The sequence below is a fragment of the Paraburkholderia gardini genome (genome assembly GCF_907164575.1).
Taxonomy (GTDB): Bacteria; Pseudomonadota; Gammaproteobacteria; order Burkholderiales; family Burkholderiaceae; genus Paraburkholderia; species Paraburkholderia gardini.
In genome coordinates this window covers 160,877-180,485 of record NZ_CAJQYY010000008.1, presented here as the reverse complement: position 1 = coordinate 180,485, position 19,609 = coordinate 160,877, and the positions used below count along the sequence as shown (strand labels likewise).

Annotated in this window: 24 protein-coding genes and 2 pseudogenes; 14 read left to right on the top strand and 12 right to left on the bottom strand. The window is 63.4% G+C overall.

Annotated elements, in window-relative coordinates:
• Positions 1-69: 69 nt before the first annotated feature.
• Positions 70-570: a DUF6933 domain-containing protein gene (locus LPA34_RS08995; protein WP_228977129.1), complete on the bottom strand. Its 501-nt coding sequence runs from the start codon at positions 568-570 to the stop codon at positions 70-72.
• Positions 571-651: 81 nt separating this feature from the next.
• Here LPA34_RS08995 and LPA34_RS08990 point away from each other — a divergent pair, with 81 nt between their 5' ends.
• Positions 652-927, top strand: coding sequence for a type II toxin-antitoxin system TacA family antitoxin (locus tag LPA34_RS08990; RefSeq protein WP_228977127.1), 276 nt, complete (start codon positions 652-654; stop codon positions 925-927).
• Positions 915-1,448 carry a GNAT family N-acetyltransferase gene (locus LPA34_RS08985; RefSeq protein ID WP_228977125.1) on the top strand — a complete coding sequence of 178 codons (534 nt, stop codon included), beginning with the start codon at positions 915-917 and terminating at the stop codon, positions 1,446-1,448. The genes LPA34_RS08990 and LPA34_RS08985 overlap by 13 nt, the downstream gene beginning before the upstream one ends.
• A 261-nt stretch (positions 1,449-1,709) precedes the next feature.
• Here LPA34_RS08985 and LPA34_RS08980 read toward each other — a convergent pair whose 3' ends face one another.
• The 7 genes and pseudogenes from LPA34_RS08980 to LPA34_RS08950 form a co-directional block, all read right to left on the bottom strand.
• Complete coding sequence (locus LPA34_RS08980) at positions 1,710-2,003, bottom strand: type II toxin-antitoxin system RelE/ParE family toxin (RefSeq protein ID WP_228977123.1); 294 nt, start codon at positions 2,001-2,003, stop codon at positions 1,710-1,712.
• Positions 2,000-2,278 (bottom strand): antitoxin of toxin-antitoxin stability system, encoded by a 279-nt coding sequence (locus LPA34_RS08975; protein ID WP_228977120.1) that lies wholly within the window; start codon positions 2,276-2,278, stop codon positions 2,000-2,002. The genes LPA34_RS08980 and LPA34_RS08975 overlap by 4 nt, the downstream gene beginning before the upstream one ends.
• A gap of 344 nt (positions 2,279-2,622) precedes the next feature.
• Positions 2,623-3,012, bottom strand: a pseudogene (locus tag LPA34_RS08970) (helix-turn-helix domain-containing protein); the annotation flags it as partial.
• A 12-nt stretch (positions 3,013-3,024) separates the two neighbouring features.
• Positions 3,025-3,387 (bottom strand): type II toxin-antitoxin system PemK/MazF family toxin, encoded by a 363-nt coding sequence (locus tag LPA34_RS08965; RefSeq protein WP_228977173.1) that lies wholly within the window; start codon positions 3,385-3,387, stop codon positions 3,025-3,027.
• On the bottom strand, positions 3,387-3,641 hold the full coding sequence (locus tag LPA34_RS08960; RefSeq protein ID WP_228977118.1) for an AbrB/MazE/SpoVT family DNA-binding domain-containing protein: 255 nt from the start codon (positions 3,639-3,641) through the stop codon (positions 3,387-3,389). The genes LPA34_RS08965 and LPA34_RS08960 overlap by 1 nt, the downstream gene beginning before the upstream one ends.
• Before the next feature lie 220 nt (positions 3,642-3,861).
• Positions 3,862-4,548: a Vgb family protein gene (locus LPA34_RS08955; protein WP_228977113.1), complete on the bottom strand. Its 687-nt coding sequence runs from the start codon at positions 4,546-4,548 to the stop codon at positions 3,862-3,864.
• A gap of 9 nt (positions 4,549-4,557) precedes the next feature.
• Positions 4,558-5,778, bottom strand: coding sequence for a helix-turn-helix domain-containing protein (locus LPA34_RS08950; protein ID WP_228977111.1), 1,221 nt, complete (start codon positions 5,776-5,778; stop codon positions 4,558-4,560).
• A gap of 126 nt (positions 5,779-5,904) precedes the next feature.
• Here LPA34_RS08950 and LPA34_RS08945 point away from each other — a divergent pair, with 126 nt between their 5' ends.
• Both LPA34_RS08945 and LPA34_RS08940 read left to right on the top strand, forming a co-directional pair.
• Complete coding sequence (locus LPA34_RS08945; RefSeq protein ID WP_228977110.1) at positions 5,905-6,690, top strand: DUF899 domain-containing protein; 786 nt, start codon at positions 5,905-5,907, stop codon at positions 6,688-6,690.
• Positions 6,650-7,504, top strand: coding sequence for a DUF2182 domain-containing protein (locus tag LPA34_RS08940; RefSeq protein WP_228977108.1), 855 nt, complete (start codon positions 6,650-6,652; stop codon positions 7,502-7,504). Before LPA34_RS08945 ends, LPA34_RS08940 begins: the two co-directional genes overlap by 41 nt.
• Before the next feature lie 102 nt (positions 7,505-7,606).
• Here LPA34_RS08940 and LPA34_RS08935 read toward each other — a convergent pair whose 3' ends face one another.
• Complete coding sequence (locus tag LPA34_RS08935) at positions 7,607-8,413, bottom strand: hypothetical protein (protein ID WP_228977106.1); 807 nt, start codon at positions 8,411-8,413, stop codon at positions 7,607-7,609.
• 166 nt (positions 8,414-8,579) lie between these two features.
• Here LPA34_RS08935 and LPA34_RS08930 point away from each other — a divergent pair, with 166 nt between their 5' ends.
• The 6 genes from LPA34_RS08930 to LPA34_RS08905 all read left to right on the top strand — a co-directional run bounded on the left by LPA34_RS08930 (position 8,580) and on the right by LPA34_RS08905 (position 14,934).
• Positions 8,580-8,969, top strand: coding sequence for a DUF2946 domain-containing protein (locus tag LPA34_RS08930; RefSeq protein ID WP_228977171.1), 390 nt, complete (start codon positions 8,580-8,582; stop codon positions 8,967-8,969).
• A gap of 105 nt (positions 8,970-9,074) precedes the next feature.
• Positions 9,075-9,971: a hypothetical protein gene (locus LPA34_RS08925; RefSeq protein WP_228977104.1), complete on the top strand. Its 897-nt coding sequence runs from the start codon at positions 9,075-9,077 to the stop codon at positions 9,969-9,971.
• An 11-nt stretch (positions 9,972-9,982) separates the two neighbouring features.
• Positions 9,983-10,375 (top strand): copper resistance CopC family protein, encoded by a 393-nt coding sequence (locus LPA34_RS08920; protein WP_228977101.1) that lies wholly within the window; start codon positions 9,983-9,985, stop codon positions 10,373-10,375.
• 177 nt (positions 10,376-10,552) lie between these two features.
• Complete coding sequence (locus LPA34_RS08915; RefSeq protein WP_228977099.1) at positions 10,553-10,945, top strand: DUF2946 domain-containing protein; 393 nt, start codon at positions 10,553-10,555, stop codon at positions 10,943-10,945.
• 83 nt (positions 10,946-11,028) lie between these two features.
• Complete coding sequence (locus LPA34_RS08910) at positions 11,029-13,383, top strand: TonB-dependent receptor (RefSeq protein ID WP_228977098.1); 2,355 nt, start codon at positions 11,029-11,031, stop codon at positions 13,381-13,383.
• An 87-nt stretch (positions 13,384-13,470) separates the two neighbouring features.
• Positions 13,471-14,934 (top strand): PepSY-associated TM helix domain-containing protein, encoded by a 1,464-nt coding sequence (locus tag LPA34_RS08905; RefSeq protein ID WP_228977096.1) that lies wholly within the window; start codon positions 13,471-13,473, stop codon positions 14,932-14,934.
• A 35-nt stretch (positions 14,935-14,969) separates the two neighbouring features.
• On the opposite strand, the gene LPA34_RS08900 is transcribed toward LPA34_RS08905, so the two are convergent.
• On the bottom strand, positions 14,970-15,887 hold the full coding sequence (locus LPA34_RS08900) for an AraC family transcriptional regulator (RefSeq protein WP_228977094.1): 918 nt from the start codon (positions 15,885-15,887) through the stop codon (positions 14,970-14,972).
• A 95-nt stretch (positions 15,888-15,982) separates the two neighbouring features.
• On the opposite strand from LPA34_RS08900, the gene LPA34_RS08895 reads away from it, so the two are divergent.
• Together LPA34_RS08895 and LPA34_RS08890 are read left to right on the top strand one after the other, a co-directional pair.
• Positions 15,983-16,732 carry an SDR family oxidoreductase gene (locus LPA34_RS08895; protein WP_228977093.1) on the top strand — a complete coding sequence of 250 codons (750 nt, stop codon included), beginning with the start codon at positions 15,983-15,985 and terminating at the stop codon, positions 16,730-16,732.
• A 6-nt stretch (positions 16,733-16,738) separates the two neighbouring features.
• On the top strand, positions 16,739-16,924 hold the full coding sequence (locus LPA34_RS08890; RefSeq protein ID WP_228977092.1) for a hypothetical protein: 186 nt from the start codon (positions 16,739-16,741) through the stop codon (positions 16,922-16,924).
• 45 nt (positions 16,925-16,969) lie between these two features.
• On the opposite strand, the pseudogene LPA34_RS08885 reads toward LPA34_RS08890, so the two are convergent.
• Positions 16,970-17,212, bottom strand: a pseudogene (locus LPA34_RS08885) (GNAT family N-acetyltransferase); the annotation flags it as partial.
• Positions 17,213-17,242: 30 nt separating this feature from the next.
• Between LPA34_RS08885 and LPA34_RS08880 the strand changes: the two are divergent.
• Positions 17,243-17,623 carry a TMEM175 family protein gene (locus LPA34_RS08880; RefSeq protein WP_228977089.1) on the top strand — a complete coding sequence of 127 codons (381 nt, stop codon included), beginning with the start codon at positions 17,243-17,245 and terminating at the stop codon, positions 17,621-17,623.
• Positions 17,624-17,689: 66 nt separating this feature from the next.
• Here LPA34_RS08880 and LPA34_RS08875 read toward each other — a convergent pair whose 3' ends face one another.
• Positions 17,690-19,453, bottom strand: a complete 1,764-nt coding sequence (locus LPA34_RS08875) for an MOSC and FAD-binding oxidoreductase domain-containing protein (RefSeq protein ID WP_228977087.1) — start codon at positions 19,451-19,453, stop codon at positions 17,690-17,692.
• Between LPA34_RS08875 and LPA34_RS08870 the strand changes: the two genes are divergently transcribed.
• Complete coding sequence (locus tag LPA34_RS08870; RefSeq protein WP_228977085.1) at positions 19,452-19,604, top strand: hypothetical protein; 153 nt, start codon at positions 19,452-19,454, stop codon at positions 19,602-19,604. The genes LPA34_RS08875 and LPA34_RS08870 overlap by 2 nt on opposite strands.
• Positions 19,605-19,609: the final 5 nt, after the last annotated feature.

Sequence of the window (19,609 nt, the reverse complement as noted above, 5' to 3'; positions counted from 1 at the left end):
TCGGTGGTCGCCGCTACCGGGCTGCCCTCCGGTCCGATCGAACAGGAATACGCGCGCGATAGAGCGCAATCAAGCGACCGCGCCTCTATCGCCCGTCAGCTCTTTCAAAGCCCTGTCCGGAAAGACCGGCCCCTTGTAAAGCGGGCTACATGGCGTGTGCGCCAGCCTTAGCGACAGTGCAATGAGGTCGTTGTTCTTATCGCCGACACGGTACGCTTCGGCGAGATATGCAAACTGCGTCATGATCCCGACAATGCTGCGGTTTTGCGTCCTGGCGTACTTGATGGCCTGCATTTGGGATATTTCCGACTCGATGAATGAATCCGGTACGCCGTGAGCGGCCAGTATGTCTGCCAGAGCCCCGGGGAATCTCTTGGTCAGGTCCGCTGCCGGGGCCAATGGCATCAGCGCCGGCACGAGCGTTCGCTCGTTCACAAGCATTGCAATCTGCGGCTTCCATGGCAAAACAGTTGCGTACCAGTTGCCGAGCGTCGTGGTGCTTCTTCCGATCTCGACCACTTCGGGGTTCAGACGCTTGAGCAGCTTCTGCGTACAGTGAAGGTAGAACAAGAAAAAAGGCGATCCTACGTCAAAATACACGCGTACGTCTACTGTGCTAACATGACGTACATCTGAAGGAGGGAATTTCTCATGAGCACGACTACTCGTTCCGCCCGTCTGGGCTTGCGAGCCACGCCGCAGCAGGAAGCGGTGCTGCGCCGCGCAGCCGAGATCGCACACAAATCAATGACCGATTTCATTCTCGATAGTGCCTGCCAAGTTGCCGAACGAACCTTGCTTGACCAGCGTTTGTTCCTCATAACCAAAAGCCAGTCGCAAGCACTGCTTGACATGCTGGATCGGCCGGCGCAAGACAACGTGGGCTTGAAGGAGTTGTTCTCCCGAACGACGCCTTGGGAGAACTGATGCCGCCGTCCCCACCGCAAGCACTGAGTGCAAACCATGTATTGGAAGACTTCGATTGCGGCAAACCCGGCCTGAACGACTGGCTCCTGCGCCACGCGCGCCAGGCTCAAGCGAGCGGTTCAGCCAAGACCTTCGTCGTCACCGACCGTCACCGTCTCGCAGGGTATTACAGCCTGGCTGTAGGGCAGATCGACACCTTGGAGGCGCCCGACCGGGTACGCAAAGGAATGGGAGGTTACCCAATTCCTGTTGTCATCCTGGCTCGGCTGGCGGTAGCAATGCAGGACCATGGGCGTGGCATCGGGATTGGCATGCTACAAGACGCAATCCGCCGTACCGTCGCCATTTCGGAACAAGCCGGAGTTCGTGCGCTGCTAACACACCCGATCGATGTGGATGCAGAGCGCTTCTATCTGCGTTTCGGATTTGAAGCTTCGCCGGTGCAAGAAAAGTTACTGCTTCTGTTGCTCAAGGACGCTCGGCGGTTGCTCATGCCGGCAGCACCAGGCAAACAGAAGTAAGGATCGTCGCGTCATCATCTAGTAACGTCTCGCTGCAGCCCGCGTGACATGACGGTGTTTCTGACGGTATACGCGCACACTTCCCACGCCTCTGCCTTGCTGTGCAAGCGTCTCCGGGCAGACTCAACATAATTGCGCGGTATGTGGAGCGGATGCTTACTGCGTCTCAGGACGGCGATAAATCGTTGAAATAGTCCGGTTTTTCAAGGCGGCGCCAATACGTCTTCGCGCAATAGCTCGCCAGGGCGGGGGGATTCTTCATCATGGCAAATTCTTCAGCAATGGCGGCCACAACCGGGCGATATGGACCAATGCCAGCATCCACACGGTGCCGCCCTCGATCTGATACACAAGCCGGTAGTTTTCGTGCGGAATCAGTTCATGAGTGCCGGGGATCTTGCCGGGACGCCCCAACTCGGGAAAATCAGCCAACTGCGCGGCAGCGTCGCTGAACAATTCGTCCATCCGCGCAGCGGCAGACACGCTATCGGCCGCGATGTACTCCCACACGTCATCCCGATCCTGTTCGGCTTCCGGGGTCCAGACAACCCTCATGCTTTGCTTGCGACGCTTGCGCGCCGTTTCGCAAACCTGGCCTCGACCTCTTCATTCGAGCGACCGCGCCCGGCCCGCAGCGAAACGCGGGCGGCGTCTACCTTACTGTTCAGGAACCCGTCGTATTCGCGAACCGCACGTTGACGTTGCACGAATTCACGCATCAATTCGCGCAACACCTGCGAGGCCGGTCGGTGCATTGCTTCAGCTTCGGCCATGAACTCCTCGCGCAACTCAGCTTCGAGTTTCATCGTAAAAACGGCTTCTTTCGACATAGGCTATCCTCCCCCAGTTACGTCACATACTTACCAAGTATATACATTTTCATTACCTAAGTACGGCTCCAATCCTGTGCATCATCTCTTCTGCCGGCTTTGCGTGACGTTGAAATCCGGATCACTTGCGCGGATCCACCCCTTTTAGGGCACCCGTCCGATATACGATATCTCCCCCTTGATCTGGACCAGCACCATCGCCTGCTTCGTGGAGCCAGGGCACCGACCGTTGTGACCTTGAATGGCGCCCCGCTCGCTACACTTTCATGACATCAGGCTTGACCCCTGGCTGCTCGAGTTGACGGAAGATGAAATGCAGGTGCGCTGCGCATGTTGCTCGACGATCAGCGCAGATCGGCACGAAGATCGCGCACTCCTCTTCCAGGTCGTTGGCGCAGGAGGGTCCGCAACGTTGCTCCGTCGACGTACCCGACCTCGGCTGCGATGGCGTCGAGGCCAAGGCCGCTGCCATGGAGGAGAGACTGCGCATGCTCGACACGCAGGTCCTGAAAGTAGGCAAGCGGCGATTTGCCGAGCACCTCCTGGCACCGGCGTTGCAATGACCGTGCGCTCGTCGCCAGCGCGCTGGCGGCTTCCTGCAGCGAGAACCCTGCCTTGAGATGGTCTCGCGCCCACCGCTCGAAGCGCAGGATGAGCGGATCGGCCTGCGCCAGATGATTGGGGATAATGTACGGCGCCTGCGAGGAGCGTATGTCGGCAAGCAGGTAGCGAGAGTCGTCCCGATCCTAGCTGCAAATCGCGATAATCTGATTCAACTGCTCGCATGCAGCGGCGAACACTTCATCCGGCACACGCTTCCACGGATGCGCCTTCGCTCCCCGTGCTCGCCAGTCAAACGATTTGGGTTGGTGCCCAAGCACGTAGCTCGTGACGTTTTTCGGCCCCTGAAACTTGATGGCGAACGGATTCGTGTCATTGAACCCGGCAGTCGTCATTGGAAGCCCAATGACGATACCTGTTCGCTCGTTGAACTGCCTGGGTGAAAGGACCAGCATCGAGTGCAAATCCCTCATCTCGCGACCGACCTGCGGGTTGCAATCAATCCAGATAATGTCGCGGCGATCAGGCGCCCACAAAGCTGCCGCTATCAAAACACCTCCGCACCAACGCGACCCGTTGCCATCGCCTCACCGCCGTGCTTTGCCGGATCAAACTGTGCCAGCTTCTCCGCGAGCGTGAGCTTACGCGGACCAACAGGCTTCACCGTCACACCAACCTCCTCAGTCGTCACCTCAACCTCCTGACCGACCTCGAAATGCGCCGAGCGTGCGACAGCAGCCGGAATGCGGACAGCCAGGCTGTTCCCCCACTGCTGAATCGTGAGCGTTGCTGATTTTGCCATGATGCCGCCCCCCATTAACGTATAAACAAGTATATACGTTTTGCGACGGGGTTTCAACGTGTTTAAACGGCTGGAGAGTTCTGAGCGACACGGTGTATCGACAATGCCGGAATCAGCAGGCGAGGCGCCTGAGTCTGTTCCGCGAAAACTCGTTGTAGTCAAAAGCCGCCCGCATAACCGAACCTTCGCGGCCCACTTCACCCCGCGCGAACAGCTTCGATCATTCGCTCGTGGAACCGGCCGGAATCCCGGCGTCGCGGCCCTCGGCGGGAGCGCGTCCGGGACGGCGAACGGCCAGCACCTTCCCGCTGCTCGCGCCTCCGCAGAAGAACTGGTCGCCGCCATTGGATTCGAGCCCCGACACGAACACGCCATGTGGCATATCGAGCGTTTCCAGGACCTCTCCGGTTCGAGGATCGACTCGCCTCAGGTCGCTCGTGTCGTCTTCCCAGGTGCCGTGCCAGAGCTCTCCGTCGACCCACGTGACGCCCGTGACGAAGCGCCCGGATTCGATCGTGCGAAGAATCTCCCCTGTTTCCGGATCGATCTGATGAATCTTGCGGTCCCGGTACTGCCCGACCCAGAGCGACCCTTCGGCCCAGGTGAGCCCGGAATCATTGCCGTCGCCAGGCGCTGGAATCGTAGCCAGCACACGGCCAGTCCGCGGATCGATTTTCTGGATGCGGCCTGCGGCAATCTGGAACAGATGCTGGCCGTCATACGCCGTTCCGGCGTCCGCGGCGACATCGATCGAGCGCAGCGTCTTTCCGTTCGCCGGATCGAGCGCGGTCAGCGTGCGGCCGGTAGCAATCCAGACCTGCTGGCCGTCGTATGACACACCATGCACGGCGTCGACGCCCGGAAAGGGTCCATATTCGTTGATGATTCTGGCGGCAGATCGGTTCATGCGCCCATCCTAGTCGTTCGGTAGTGGAACGGGGAGTAACAACGTCGTCGTGAATCCTGGCACGGGCGGCGTCATCCAGCGACGCGCCCGGCCGCGTCCAGACGATTGCACCTTGCCGGCCGCCGAAAGCGAATCGAGCGCCCGCTGCACCGTGCGCTGGCTCGTGCCCAGCACCAGCGCGAGCGCTGAACTCGACCACGATTCGCCGTCAGCGAGAAAAGCGAGCACCGTCGCGTGCGCCTCCTCGACGGGACGCGCCAGCACGACGACCTCGGGGGCGCGACGCGGCGTCAGCGCAAACCCGCGCTTCGTCGCGCTCACGTCGGCCACGTCACGCAGCGCCGTGCGCAGCCGCCCGACTTCGACCCGCAACCGCGCGCGATGCGATTCGTCAGCGGTCTTCGCGCGGAAGGCCCGCGCAACGAGCGTATCCCTCGGCACATCTTCCGGCCACGCTTCGGCCAGCACGCGGGCGAGCGTGAACAACACCGGACGCGTCGCAAGCGAGACCTTCGTATCGGTATCGCACACGACGTAACGGCACGCATCGACGACGAGCGCCCGCGATTGAAGCAACGCCTCGACCTCCGCGAGCACGAGGAGTCGCGCCTCGCCGTGCGCGATGAGACGTGCGGTGGGCGCGTCCAGCACCCGCGATGCGCTTTCGACTTCCGCCATCAGCGCGGGAATGCCTGCGTGGCGCGCGGCGCGACCCGCCCGTGTGAGCGCGGCGCGCGCCGGTTTCGTGTGGAGGCGTCGCATGGCTATACCTGCGACGACCAGTTCGTGCGCGGCCCTCGATGCAGGCGGGAAGAGTTCGGGGTCCAGCGCGGCGAGCCGGCGCTCGGCGTCGTCGAGACGCCCCATCAGAAGAAGGCGCCGGACTTCAAGGTAGCGGGCGTGCGCGGCATTCACGCGATCGCCATGCGCTTCGAGCGTCGCTCGCGCTGCGTCGAGCGTTTTCGCGGGCCAGCCGAGATCGCGCGAGGCCAGCGCGATTTCCGCCTCGGCGACGATACATCTCGCGCGAGCCACGGCCTCTTTCGGACCGAACGCGCGCGCGGCAAGTCGCACGAGCGCTTTCGCCCGAACGAGGTCGCCGAGCTGCGCCATCGCGATACCGCGAAGTGCGAGCGCATGCGCGTCGTCGCGCAACGCGACACGATTGAGCGCGCCGAGCGGATCGCCCGCGGCCAGAGCACGCGCCGCGGCTGCGATCAGCGAATCCATGGTCTGGACGAATCCCGCCACACTTGTCACTCCCACCGTTCGAGGCCCGGAAACTAATCTATCACGACCAACAACCCATACGTCGTATCGAAACCGAACGACACCGGAAACCCGATGGAGGGAAGCATGACGACGGAACACACAACTGGAACACGGGAAGCCTGGCTGGCAGCGCGGCTCGATCTGCTCAAGGCAGAGAAGGAATACACGCGGCGCGGCGACGAACTGGCGCAACAGCGTCAGGATCTGCCGTGGGTGCGGGTCGACAGGACATACCGGTTCGAAACCGACGAAGGCAGCGCGACCCTCGCGGACCTTTTCAAGGGGCGCTCGCAGCTTCTCGTCTACCACTTCATGTTCGGGCCCGACTACAAGGCGGGATGCCCGTCCTGCTCAGCGATCGCGGACGGCTTCGACGGCCTCGTCGTCCATCTGGCGAATCACGACGTCACGCTGATGTCGGTGTCGCGCGCGCCGCTCGCGAAACTGCGTGCGTACAAGGATCGTATGGGGTGGACGTTTCCATGGGCGTCCGCGCCCGGCGGCGACTTCAACTTCGACTTCAATGTCTCGTTCACCGAGGAGCAGCAGCGCGAAGGAACCGTCGAATACAACTACCAGCGCGGCGGCCACGCAATGGACATGACGCCGGTGCCGCAACCGGTCGCCGAGTTCGCGGCGACGTGCGGCACCGACGCGCCAACGTACGCGCGCGAACGGCCTGGCATGAGCGCGTTCGTGCTCGAGGAGGGTGTCGTGTATCACACCTACTCCACCTATGCGCGCGGCGTGGATGGCGTCTGGGGCATGTACCAGTGGCTCGACCGCGCGCCCAAAGGGCGCAACGAGACAGGCGTGTGGTGGCGTCGCCATGACGAGTACGCGAAAAGCACCGCTCAAAGTCGTGGCTGAGATTGGCGCAACGTGCGGACGGGAGCGCTCATCACGCGCTGCCCGGCACGCGTTCCTCGGCGTCGCCGCGCTGCTCTTCGCCGCCAGCGCGGCGACGACGGTCGTGCGGTGCGAGTCGATGCCGGCGATGGGCGAAATGCCGATGCCCGGCGGCTGGACGATGTCGATGATGTGGATGCGGATGTGCGGACAGACGTGGCCCGGCGTCGCGGCGTCGTTCCTCGGCATGTGGGCCGTGATGACGGTCGCGATGATGCTGCCGTCTCTCGTGCCCATGCTCTGGCGCTACCGCGAGGCCGTCGTCAGGACGGGCGAGGCGCGCCTCGCGCAGCTGACCACGCTGGTGGGCGCGGGCTACTTCTCCGTGTGGATGGCATGCGGAATCGCCGCCTTTCCGCTGGGCGCCGCGCTGGCCCAACTGGAGATGCAATTACCGGCGCTCTCGCGTGGGGTTCCGCTCGTGGCGGGCGCGATCGTCATAGCGGCCGGTGCGTTCCAGTTCACCGCGTGGAAGGCTCGACACCTGGCCTGCTGTCGCGAGACACCGCGGCGCGGACTTACGTTGCCGGCGGACGCCGCCACCGCATGGCGACACGGCGTGCAGCTCGGCCTGCATTGCAGTTACTGCTGCGCGGGCCTGACCGTGGCCCTCTTCGTTATCGGGGTGATGGATCTGCGGGCGATGGCTGTCGTGACGGCGGCGATCACCGTTGAGCGTCTCGGCAGGTCCGGCGAGCGGGCGATGCGCGCCGTCGGGATCGTTTTTGTCGCAACCGGGTTGTTGCTGGTCATGCGGGCAGCGCTCGCGGGATGACGAATCACGCATGCACGCGGCGCGTCGGTTTCAGGTGCGATGAATTCACGCCTTCGCCCAGTGGTCGGAATACGGGCTGCTGGCAATCACATCGATCGCGTCTTACTTCGACAGATGCAGCTTTTTCGAAAGCACGATGTCGTGCTGCGGGCTGACCAGCCAGATCGCGTGAATCGTCGCGTGCAACGTCGAGGTTCGCGTGGTGATATCGGTGGGTTCCTCGTTGGTCGGATCGCTGTGTTCGCTTTCTTCGGTCAGATAAGGCGGCATGATGTCGCACTTCAGCACGATCGCGAAGTCTCCAGCCATTTTGGCGAACAGCGCCGGCGAGAGGGTCACGTGTCCCTTGACACTGGTCTCGCGTTTTTCACCCACCTTCAGTTCGATCAGGTCGATGTGCTGGACGTACCCCATGGCCTTCGCCTCGGCCGCGACCACGAGATGTCGGCCACGTCGCCCGGTGATGGTCTTCTGCAGCTGGATCAGGCCCGGAACGTCGTCGCCGGAGAGGTCCACGTCGACCGTCAGCCGGTGCGTGCTCGACCGGTACAGTATTCCGTAGGATGCAGGTATGACGAAAGTCAGTTCGCGGTCGAGCCCGGCCTTCGCCAGATCGATATCATCCGGCGTCCTGCCGGCGGGGACGTGAACAAGGCTCCGCACGCGGTCGCCCAACGATGGCGATTCGGCCTTGATGCGCAGTTTCGCGAGGGCGTCTCTTATGGCAACCGGATCGTCACCGACGAAACGCTGCGTCGATGGCGCTCCGGCGGAAGCGGACAGCTCAGCGGGCGGCACATGGCTAATAGCGGCTGGCTCCGGCGCATTTTCAGCGTGCGTGAGCGACGACGCGCAGACGAGCACGCACGCCGCGGTTGAACGAACCAGCACGGACTTCAGATCAGCCACGGAACCCCTCCAGGATCCAGCCAGTCTAGCGCAACGCCGTGAACGATGGTCCGCTCACCGCCTGACACAGGCATGCGCCACCAACGGCGTGGCCCTCGCGCGGTCATGGCCGCTGCTGTAACGCATGGCATAATCCGCACACAATTGTCACCAGATCGCCGGGCGCATTTTGACTCGCTTCTATCGGAAGATTGGCAGCTTGCTGGGATTGCTCGCGATCCTGATGGCGACACTTGCCCCGACGGTCTCGCACACGCTCGCAGCAAATCGCAACAGTGCCGCGATGTCGCAAGCGCATTGCGGCATGCCCTCGATGCAAGGCGAGGCGCCGGAAGGAAAGGTCGACAAGGCCGGCCAGCATCCATCGATGTCCGATGGGCAGGATTGCGGCTATTGCAGTCTGCTTGCGCACTTGCCTGTGGTGCCCAGCGTGACGACGCTGTTCGTCGTCACGGTCCACGCCATCCAGCATGGCGACGCCACGCGTTTCGAGAGCGTTCGTCGCGTTGAACCGCTCATCTCCGCCCAGCCTCGCGCCCCTCCCCGTCTGTCCTGATTCGAATATCGCCTGCGCGATGCACTGGCTGTATCGCGCCGCTGGCGTACGTCTCATCAAAAAGACGCGCGCCGGAATCGCCACGACCCGGTAACAGGACAAGTCATGCACACCATGTCAACGCGCCGCGGAAACCCGCTGCTCGCAACGACGATCGTTTCGGCCCTCTACGGTGCCGTTCTATTCACGCCGTCCGTCGCCCGCGCTCATGCGATCGCGGGCGACCGCGTCTTTCCCTCGACGATGGCCGTCGACGATCCCGGCGTCGGGGATGAGGCGAATCTTCAGTTCGGGCACGTACGTGTTCCTGGGGACGACGGCGACCAGAGCGTCAATACCTTCGACTTCGAATACGACAAGCTGGTCACGTCGCGCGTTGCCGTGTCGGTCGGCGGCACGTACGCGATGCAGAACAACCCGACGGCCCACGGCTTCGACAACTTCGACGTTGGCTTGAAGTACCTGCTGTATGTCAACGAGGCGCATGAATTCATGACGTCTGTCGGCGTCGATGCGGAACTCGGCGACACGGGCAGCCACGCGATCGCGGACAGCTTCTCGACGATTTCGCCGACGATTTTCGCCGGCAAGGGCTTCGGCGACCTGCCCGATTCGCTCGCGTATCTGCGTCCGGTCGCGATCACCGGCGAGGCCGGTCCTTCGCTGACGACGGGTGCTGGACAGCCCAACGCGTTCAACTACGGCGTCACCGTGCAGTACAGCCTCCCGTATCTGCAGCAGCATGTGCACGACATCGGGTTGCCGCAACCGTTCGCGAGCATCATCCCGCTTGTCGAGATTCCGCTTTCGAGAAGCCAGGGACAGACGACGGGGACCGTCAATCCAGGCTTCATCTGGATCAACCGCTACGGGCAGTTCGGCGTCGAGGCGCAGATTCCGGTCAACCGGGCAAGCGGCTCGCACGTGGGCATTCTGGTCCAGGCTCACATCTTTTTCGACGACGTCGCACCGACGACGATCGGCAAACCTCTGTTCCAGTAAAGGAGTCGACGATGTATCAGCACCCAGCAATCCGGTGGCAGGCAAAGGCAAAGGCGGGCGCGCGCACAGCGCTTCTGATCGCGGGATTCGTTTTCGCGAGCGCTGCTTTCGCGCATGTGTTTCCGCAAAAGCAGGAGCCCGGCGCAGGCGCGACGGTCGTCTCGCCCGCAGCCGTCAGGATCACGTTCGACGGGCCGCTCGAACCGGCGTTCAGTTCGCTGACGGTCACCGATGCTGCCGGCAAGCAGATGAACACGGCGAAGGCAACGGTCGACACGCATCAGCCAGCGGTTATTACCGTTGCGTTGCCCACTCTGCCCGCCGGGCACTACACCGTGCATTGGGTTGCCGTGGCGGACGATGGGCACCGGACGCACGGCGACTACACGTTCGACGTGAAATAGCATGCACCCGCCTGTCGTCGCCCGGATCGTGCTGATGGTCGCGGCCACACCCGGCCACAGCATCCCCGCGGCGGCCGGCTAACCATGATTACCCGCGACCGGCGATTCCAGCCTCGGGAGGCTGGAATCAATGGAAGCGCGATGTTAGACTGCTGCGCGTCTTTTACGCTCACCATCATGACACTACGCCCGCGCAACCGGATGACCGCATGGCTTGGCCTGATCGCCATGTGGCTTATCGTGTTCGCGCCGGTTGTCAGTCAGATGGTGGCATCGAACCGCCTGAACGAGCCGACCGCGGCGCTGTGCTCGGCGCTTCATCCTCAAGGCGCGACGCAACTGGCTCAGGCCAGCCCGGCACCGGTTCACCTGAGCCATGCCGATGCCTTCGGCGCCTGCGGTTATTGCCATCTGCTCGAGCATCACGTGGCGCTACCTGGCGTCGCATCGTTCGCGCCCGTTGCTTCGTTCGAGATCGCCCGCGCCGCGCCGTCCACCCTCTCCACACGCTTCACGCCGCTCGGTGCGTTTCCGTCCGGGCGTCCAAGAGATCCCCCCGCTATTTCCTGATTGCTGCTGATTCCGGTCGCGATGCCAGATGCGCTGATTAACTGCGCGCGCGATCGTTCGTTCAACGCATCAAGGAAATGCTCATGTTCAACTTCGCATGGCGAAGGCTGTCCGTGGCCGCCTGCGCCAACGCGCGCCGCCGCGCGCATCACGTCACACTCGGCCTGTTGCCGCTCTCTTTCATTCCATCGATCACACATGCGGACGACGTCATCGCCGACACGACGCTGCCCACGGTCACCGTCAGCGCCGCGGCGAGCGGTGGTGGCGGCGCGGCACAGCCCGCCGTCGATCCCAATCTGCCGGGCTCGGTTGAGACCGTCACCCGCGCGCAGTTCGAAAACTGGAACGTCGCCAACACGGAAGACGTGCTGAAGTACATGCCGAATCTTGCCGTGCGCAAACGCTTCATCGGCGACCTGAACTCAATCATCGCCGTGCGCGGCACCAGCAATACGCAAAGTGCGCGCGGGCTCGTCTATGCCGACGGTCTGCTGCTCAGCAACCTGCTTGGCAACAACTACTCGTTTCCACCGCGCTGGTCGATGGTGTTCCCCGACGAGATCCAGCAGGTCGACGTGATCTACGGTCCGTTTTCGGCGCTGTATCCGGGCAATTCGTTCGGCGCCACGGTGCTGATCAGCACGCGCATGCCGAAGAAATTCGAAGCCGACGCGGACGTCAAAGCGTTCACGCAGCATTTCAGTCTGTTCGGCGTGAACCAGAATTTCAACGGCAGTGAAGCGAGCGCGTCGATCGGCGACCGGATCGGTAAATTCTCGTATCTGCTTGGCGTGAATCATCTGGAAAACACGAGCCAGCCATTGCAGTTCGCGACGCTCGCGAAGTCCGGCACGCCCGCGAAGGCCGGCGATACGCCCGTCACCGGTGCATATTTCTACAACAACCAGACGAACGCGCCGACCGCCGTGCTCGGCGTGAATGGCGAGGGCATCGAGCATACGGTCCAGGACCAGTTCAAGCTGAAGATGCAGTACGACTTCACGCCGACGCTGCAAGCCGGTTTCACACTCGGCTACTGGCATCAGACGTACAGCAGCGCGACTTCGACGTTTTTACGCGACGCGAACGGCAATCCCGTCTACAGCGGCAAGGTCGACATCGGCGGCTACGAGTACACGATCCCCGCCGCCGCGCTTGCACCGAGCCTCGGACAGAGCGAGAACTGGCTGTATGGCGTCTCGCTGAAAACGCGCAACGAGACCGGCTGGAACGGCGAGGCCATCGCGTCGTACTACGACATCAGCAACAGCGTCGCACGCACCGCGAATTCGGGGGCTCCCGGCAACGACGACGGCACCGTGATTTTCGGCGACGGCACCGGCTGGAAGACGCTCGACCTCAGAACCACCTACACGCCCGCCGCCCGCCAGGCGGGGCTCGCGAATCACTGGCTGAGCTTCGGCTATCACTACGACGACTACTTTCTCGACAACGAGAGCTACAACACGTTGAACTGGCGCGACGGACCGGCCCCGACTTTTGCGAACGCGTTCAGGGGCAAGACGCAAACGCAGGCGGTGTACGCGCAGGACGCATGGCATTTCCTGCCGCGCTGGAAGTTCGTCTACGGCGTGCGCTATGAGGACTGGCAGGCGTATGACGGTTCGCAGGCATCCTCCGCCACGACGATCGCTTTAGCCGGTGTGAACCAGCATCACTTCTCGCCGAAGGCCTCGCTATCGTTCGATGTCACCGACGATCTGACCTTGCGCGCATCGGTCGGCCGCGCGTATCGCTTTCCCACCGTCAGCGAACTGTTTCAGGGGCAAATCAACGGTTCGTCGATCGTCAACAACAATCCCCATCTGAAGCCGGAAGACGATCTGTCAAAAGAACTGACGGCCGAATGGGCGCACTGGAACGGACTGTTCCGGTTCTCGCTGTTCCAGGACGACGTCAAAAACACGATTTTCAGTCAGACCGATACAACCGTGATCCCGAGCGTGACGAACTTCCAGAACATCGGCAAGGTGCGCTCGCGCGGCGTCGAGACCAGCTATCAGGGGCAGGACGTGTTCGTGCGCGGACTCGATCTGCTGGCGAGCGTCGCCTGGACCCAATCGAAGATCATCGAGAATGCGCAGAATCCGGCCAGCGTCGGCAAGTATTTTTATCGCATCCCGCTGTGGCGCGCGACCGTCGCCACGACGTATCACATCGACGAACGCTCGGCGATGACGCTCGCAGCGCGCTATTCAGGCCGTCAATACAACACGCTGACCAATACGGACACGAATCCGGACGTGTTCGGCGGCACGAGTTCGTACCTCGTCGCGGATGCGAAGTTCACCTTCAGGCCAACGAAGCTAAGCGAAATCGGCGTCGGCGTCGACAACCTGTTCGATGAGCGTTACTTCGTCTACCACCCGTATCCGGGCCGCACGTTCTACCTCGAAGCGAAGCTGCGCATGTGAACGCCTGCGCGGCTTCAGGTATCGGGTAGCCCCTTGCGCCGCGCTGCCCGAAATGAAAGATCAATGATTTGTACCCAGGAGGATTGAATGTCCACCACGACTGCTCAACACACTGCGTCATCCGCCGGCACGGCAGGCGCAGGCTACCGGACGCTATGGCGCTGGCACTTTTATGCGGGCCTTTTCGTGATGCCGTTTCTGGTGATCCTTGCGATCACCGGCACGCTGTATTGCTTCCAGCCGCAAATCGAGCCGCTGCTTTACCCTCACCGGCTGGTTGTCGAACCGCAGGCCACGCCGCGGCTTAGCCCTGACGCGTTGCTGACGAAGGCCCGCACGGCGATGCCGGCCGATGCGGTAGCCGTGACCGCCGCGATCGCGACGATGCCTGATCGCAGCGCCGAATTCGTCTTTCGCCTCCGTGATGGAGACAAGCAAAGCGTCTATGTGAACCCCTATAGCGGTGAAATTCTGGGCACGCTGAGTGTCGAGCATCGTTTCATGCAGGTGGACCGCATGCTGCATCGCAAGCTGCTGCTCGGCAAGCCCGGCGAGTTGCTGATGGAACTGGCCGCGTGCTGGACACTGGTGATGATCGGCACCGGCGTCGCGCTCTGGTGGCCACGCGAGAAGACAACCCTGCGCGCCGCGCTGCGGCCGCGTTTCACGCTGAAAGGGCGGCCGTTATGGAAGAACCTGCATGCGGTGATGGGCGCCTGGCTCGCGCTCGGCGCGGTGGCTTTCGTGCTGACCGGTCTGCCGTGGTCCGGCTCGTGGGGCAAACAGTTCAAGGCGCTTGCGACCAGCGCGAACCTGGGTGCACCTGCCGGCTCATGGGGCAGCTTGCCGTTGCGCTCCGCGCTGCCCGGCGCTCATGCGGAACACGCCGGGCACACACATGCAGCGCCCGACGCAGCGGAATCGAAGATGGGATCGATGCCCGGCATGGTGATGGACGACCTGCCGCTGCCGTCCACGCCGTGGGCTGTCGGCAACGTCAGGGTGCCGGAGTCCACCGGACGTAACAGGATGCAGGCGTTGTCGCTCGACCGAGTGATTACGCTGGTGGCATCGCTCGGCGTGACGGACGGCTACGACATCGCGCTGCCGACATCGCCCACCGGCGTCTATACGGTCTCGTACTTCCCGGCCGATCCGAAAGCCGAGCGCACCCTCTATATCGACCAGTACAGCGGAGCGGTGCTGAAAGACATCCGCTACGGCGACTACGGCGCGGTTTCGCAGACGGTGTCGTACGGCACATCGCTGCATATGGGGCGATATTTCGGTGTCGCCAACCAGATTCTGTGCGCGGCGATTTCGTTGGGGCTTGCCGGCATGGCGATAACCGGCTGCGTGATGTGGTGGATGCGTCGGCCGCAACGCTTGCCTGGTGCGCCGTCGCGTGAGCGCGCGGCGCCGCCGATGCGCGGCTGGAAAACCGGCCTCGTGTTGCTCGGCATGGTGTTTCCGTTGATGGGCGCGACGCTGCTGGCGGTCTGGCTCGCCGACCGGATGCTTTTCCGCGGCGAACAGGAATTCGCGTCCTGAGTCCGCGGATCCGGACACGGCCTTTTTGGGCCGTCTTACGCGCCGTTCGCGGCCGCCCGCTCCTCGCGCGCGTACTGCGCAGGCGGCCGGCCGACGTGCCGCGTGAAGGCGACGCTGAAGGTGCTGGCGGAGCTGTAGCCGACGCGCTGTGCAATCTCGGCGACACGGCCTGCGTTGCGGCGCAGCAGGTCCTTCGCGAGTGCCATGCGCCAGGTGAGCAGATATTCGATCGGTGCGACGCCGACCGCGCGGCTGAAGCGCTCGAAGAACGTCGAACGCGAAAGCGCGGCCTCCTTCGCGAGCTCGGCGACCGTCCAAGCGTGCGTCGGACGATCGTGCAAAGCACGGATCGCGGCCGCGAGCCGACCGTCCGCGAGCCCGCGCACCAGACCCGGCGACGCGTTCGTTCCTGCCGCGGACCGCAGCGCCTCGATGAGCAGTACCTCCAGCAGCCGTGCGAGCACGACCTCGCGCGCGGGCCGCTGCTCGCGTGATTCCTCTCGCACAAGTTGCACGAGCGTGGCCAGCCGCTGTTCGCCGCGCACATGCACGAGTTGCGGCAGCAGCGAGACCAGCAGGGACGCATCCGGCGAACCGAAGCTGCAGTGGCCCGCCATCATGCGCGCGTCGATCGGGTTGTCCGGGGCGCCGATTCTGAATTCACCGTTGCCCAGCGCGATGGGCGCCGGCGTCTCGACGCCCGGCGGCGGCGGCTCGAGACTGGACATCGCGACGCCGTAAGCCGCTGGAATCAGGACGAAGTCACCCGACAGAAGCTCGATTGGCTGGTGTCCGTCGATCGCGATGCGGCACCCGCCCTCGAGGATCACGCAATAGAACGGCTCGCCGGCATCCGAGCGACTGATGCGCCAGGGGCTGGCGCCGAGGACGAGTTTGGAGAACCGGGCACCCGGCTGCAGCAGCGTCACCACTTCGGCTAATGGATCGATCATCGCCGGACTCCTGCAAATGAAATTCGGATTCTGGATTGTAGCAAGTACGGCCTCGGCGATCTATCGTGTGGGTACACATCCCCATAGGACTTCCCATGAAAACCGTACTGATCACAGGTTGCTCGTCTGGCTTCGGCCTCGAGATCGCGCGCTACTTCCTGGCCCGTGACTGGCACGTCGTCGCCACGATGCGCACGCCGCGCAACGACGTGCTGCCGCCCTCCGATCGCCTGCGCGTGCTGGCGCTCGACGTTACCGATCCGGAAAGCATCCGCCAGGCCGTGGAGGCTGCAGGTGCGATCGACGCGCTCGTCAACAACGCGGGCTTCGGTGCGGCGTCCCCGGCCGAGATCACCCCCATATCGACGGTGCGCGAGGTCTTCGAGACCAACACCTTCGGCACGATGGCCATGACGCAGGCGGTGCTGCCTCAATTCCGGCAGCGCAAGGCCGGCGTCATCGTGAACGTCACGTCGAGCGTGACGCTAAAGGTGCTCCCCCTGATCAGCGCCTACCGGGCGAGCAAGGCGGCAGTGAACGCGTTCACCGAGTCCGTGGCGCTGGAACTCGAGCCGTTCGGCGTGCGCGTGCGCCTGGTGCTGCCGGGTCGCTCGCCTGAGACACGCTTCAGCGAGAATGCGCACGACCGCATGCATGGCCTCGACCACGCGGCCTATGCCGACTTCGTGCAAAAGGTCTTCGCGCGGTTGACGGACACATCGTTGCCGGTCACCCATGCGCGGGACGTCGCCGAAGCGGTGTGGCTCGCAGTGACCGACCCGTCGTCCCCCATGCGCATTCCGGCCGGCGCCGATGCCGAGGCGTGGGCGGCCGAGGCCCGCTGACTGGCGATGCTGCCGCTCCTGCGCAAGGCGATGGCAGCCCGCATCGTGAACGTGTCGAGTGGCGTTGGGTCGCTGACGACGAACTCGGACCCGGCTTTCCCCTATCGCGCGATCTTCGGGCCCGTCTACCCGGTGTCCAGGACGGCGTTCGGAGTAAGCGGGTCGATCAGGCGTCTAACCGGTGAACACTGACACTGACATTTGCTCAAGGCTGAACTGGCTAAACGCGAGGTGCGTTCACTGCCGTACCCGATGCGGATCGGCATGTCCGGCGCGGGTAAGGTAAAACGTGCGGCGCAATTCGAAGCCCAGACGTTCATACAATGCAATCGCAGAACGGTTGTTACCGAACACGTGCAGAAACGGCGTCGCCCCCCGGTGCTCAATTTCCCTGCGCAGGATTTTCACGAGCCGACGGGCAAGCCCTTTTCCACGCCAGTCGTCATCCACGCAAACGGCGCTTATCTCAACGAATTCATCGCGATCATCTGGATCAGTCACCATCATCTGATGCGGTTCGTCGGTCCACCGACGCTGGCAATGATATGGCTCAACTTCGTTCACCTCTTCCTGGTCTCGCTGCTGCCTTTCGCGACGGCGTGGGTCGCGACGACCCGGTTTGCGTCGTCGTCCGTCATGTTTTACGCAGGCCTTTTTATATGCATCGACACGGCGTACAACATTTTCGAATACCAGGTATTGGCCCATGCGGACGCCGCCATGGTGTCCGCGCGTATGCGGCGTACGGCGAGGTACCGGTCGCTCATCGTCCTTGCGGGTTTCACGACCGCCATGCTGGTTGCAATCGTCGCCCCGCACCTTGGGTTCGGTCTGATATGCGCGGCTCTGATGCTCCACCTGCGGCCGGATATCTCCGGGATTGGGGCGTGACGATTACGTACCGGTAGCACCTGTGAAAGAGCCGCTCACCTCAAAAAAGGGCGACCAGGTTCGCGCTCACAAATCGACGACGACGTCCCCGACCGGCTGCGCGCAGCAAACAAGAACGTTCCCTTGCGCAGGCATGTCGAGCGGCTCAGGACCATAGCTGACGGTCCCCGAAACCAGTCCGCTTTCACAGTTATGACAGACCCCGGTTCGACACGACCAGCGAACCGGCACGTCACACGCTTCGGCCATATCCAGAATGCCCGGATACACCGCCGCATTCCAGTGTGCCGCGACGCCGCTGCGCGCGAATGAAACGAGTGGCCCGGTGTCGGCATCTCCTTCCGGCGGGTGCGGCGCACGCGCCCGGGCGCCGACGATTCCAGGTGTCAGCGCCTCACCGCCGTTGAAGATTTCGGCGTGAATCCGCTCAGGCGCGACGCTCAGGGCGGCGAGCGCCATTCTCATGTCCGCCATGAAGCGTGTTGGGCCGCAGAGGTAAAAATCCGCCCCTCGCGGCACGCCTGCCTCGTCGAGCGCCGCCCGCGACAGGTGACCGGTCGCATCAAAATCCTCGCCGATGCGGTCGCGCGAATCCGGCCGGCTGTAGCAGACATAGCTGCGCCCGTGCGCCAGTGCGTGCACGAGACCGCGGGCTTCATCCGCGAATGCGTGGTACTGCCGGTCGCGAGCGCCGTGGAGCCACCACACCGGCCGCGTCGAGCCGGCTGCGGCCAGCGCGTGCAGCATGGCAAGAACAGGTGTCACGCCGATTCCCGCGCTGAGCAGCACCAGCGGACCTTCTCCGGGCTGCAGAACAAAGCTGCCGCGCGGCGCGCTGACGTCGAGTGCATCTCCGACGTGGACATGCTTATGCAGCCAGGTTCCCGCAGCCCCATTCAGCTCGATCTTGACGCTGATCCGATAGCGCTGCGTCGATGCGGCGCCCGAAAGCGAGTAGCTGCGAAAGAGCGGCGGGCCGCCGGTGGGCCGTGGCAGACGCAGCACCACGTACTGACCGGGTAGCGCCGTTTGCAGCGGTTGGCCGCTCGTGTCCTGCAACGTCAGTGAGCGCACATCGGCGGATACCTGTTCGATCGCCGTCACCGTGAGCGGCCGGAATCCGGGTGCGACCGGATGTGCGGCGGCTGCCGGCGCAAGTCCTGCGTTCCCGCTCGCCGTACCCGTCGTCTGGTCCCGCAGCAGCGCCTCGAATGACCCGCGCCACCCGGGCGACAGTGCATCGATGCGTAACGCCTGCTCCAGCCGGTCGCGCGGATGATGAGGCGAATACAGGAGCGCGTTGATCCCGGCGACGCTCACGCGCTCGTCTGCCTCGCCGACTTTCACGATGTCGTCGCCAGCGCCGACGGCGCCCTCCTGCAGGACGCGGAAATAGAACCCGGGCCGTCCGCTGGATGTCAGCAAGGCAGGCATCCGGGGCTCGTTCGTCCGGATACCGACGCGGTAGCAGGTCACCCGAGGTTGCGTCACCTCGAACACGGCGGTGCCGATCCGGTAGCGGTCACCGATGCACACCGCGGAGTCCGGCATGCCTTCGATCGTGAAGTTCTCGCCGAACTGTCCGTAGACGAAGTCGGTCCGCTTCAGTTGCGCCTGCCAATGGCGATACGATTCGATCTGGTAGACGAACACGGCCCGCTGCTCACCCCCGTGCCCAGCCAGATCGCCCTGACCGTCTCCCGCCAGATTCAACCGCCCGGCCCAGCAGCGCCCATGCACCGGCTCCTTCCAGATTCCGGTGTGGACCGTGCGACCTTTCCAGTCGATGTCGCGCGGCAGTCCGACATTCACCGATAGCAGTCGAGCCATGTTTGTCTCCCTGAATCGCGAGAGCGCGGCCGTGATGGCCGCAGTATCTGCATTCGAACTGACAGGCGACGCAAATGCGTTGCTACCCCTGCTGGCGGCCGCCGCGGTCGCCTATGTCAGTGGGGGCGGCCATTGCCGGATTGCGACCTGAGACAG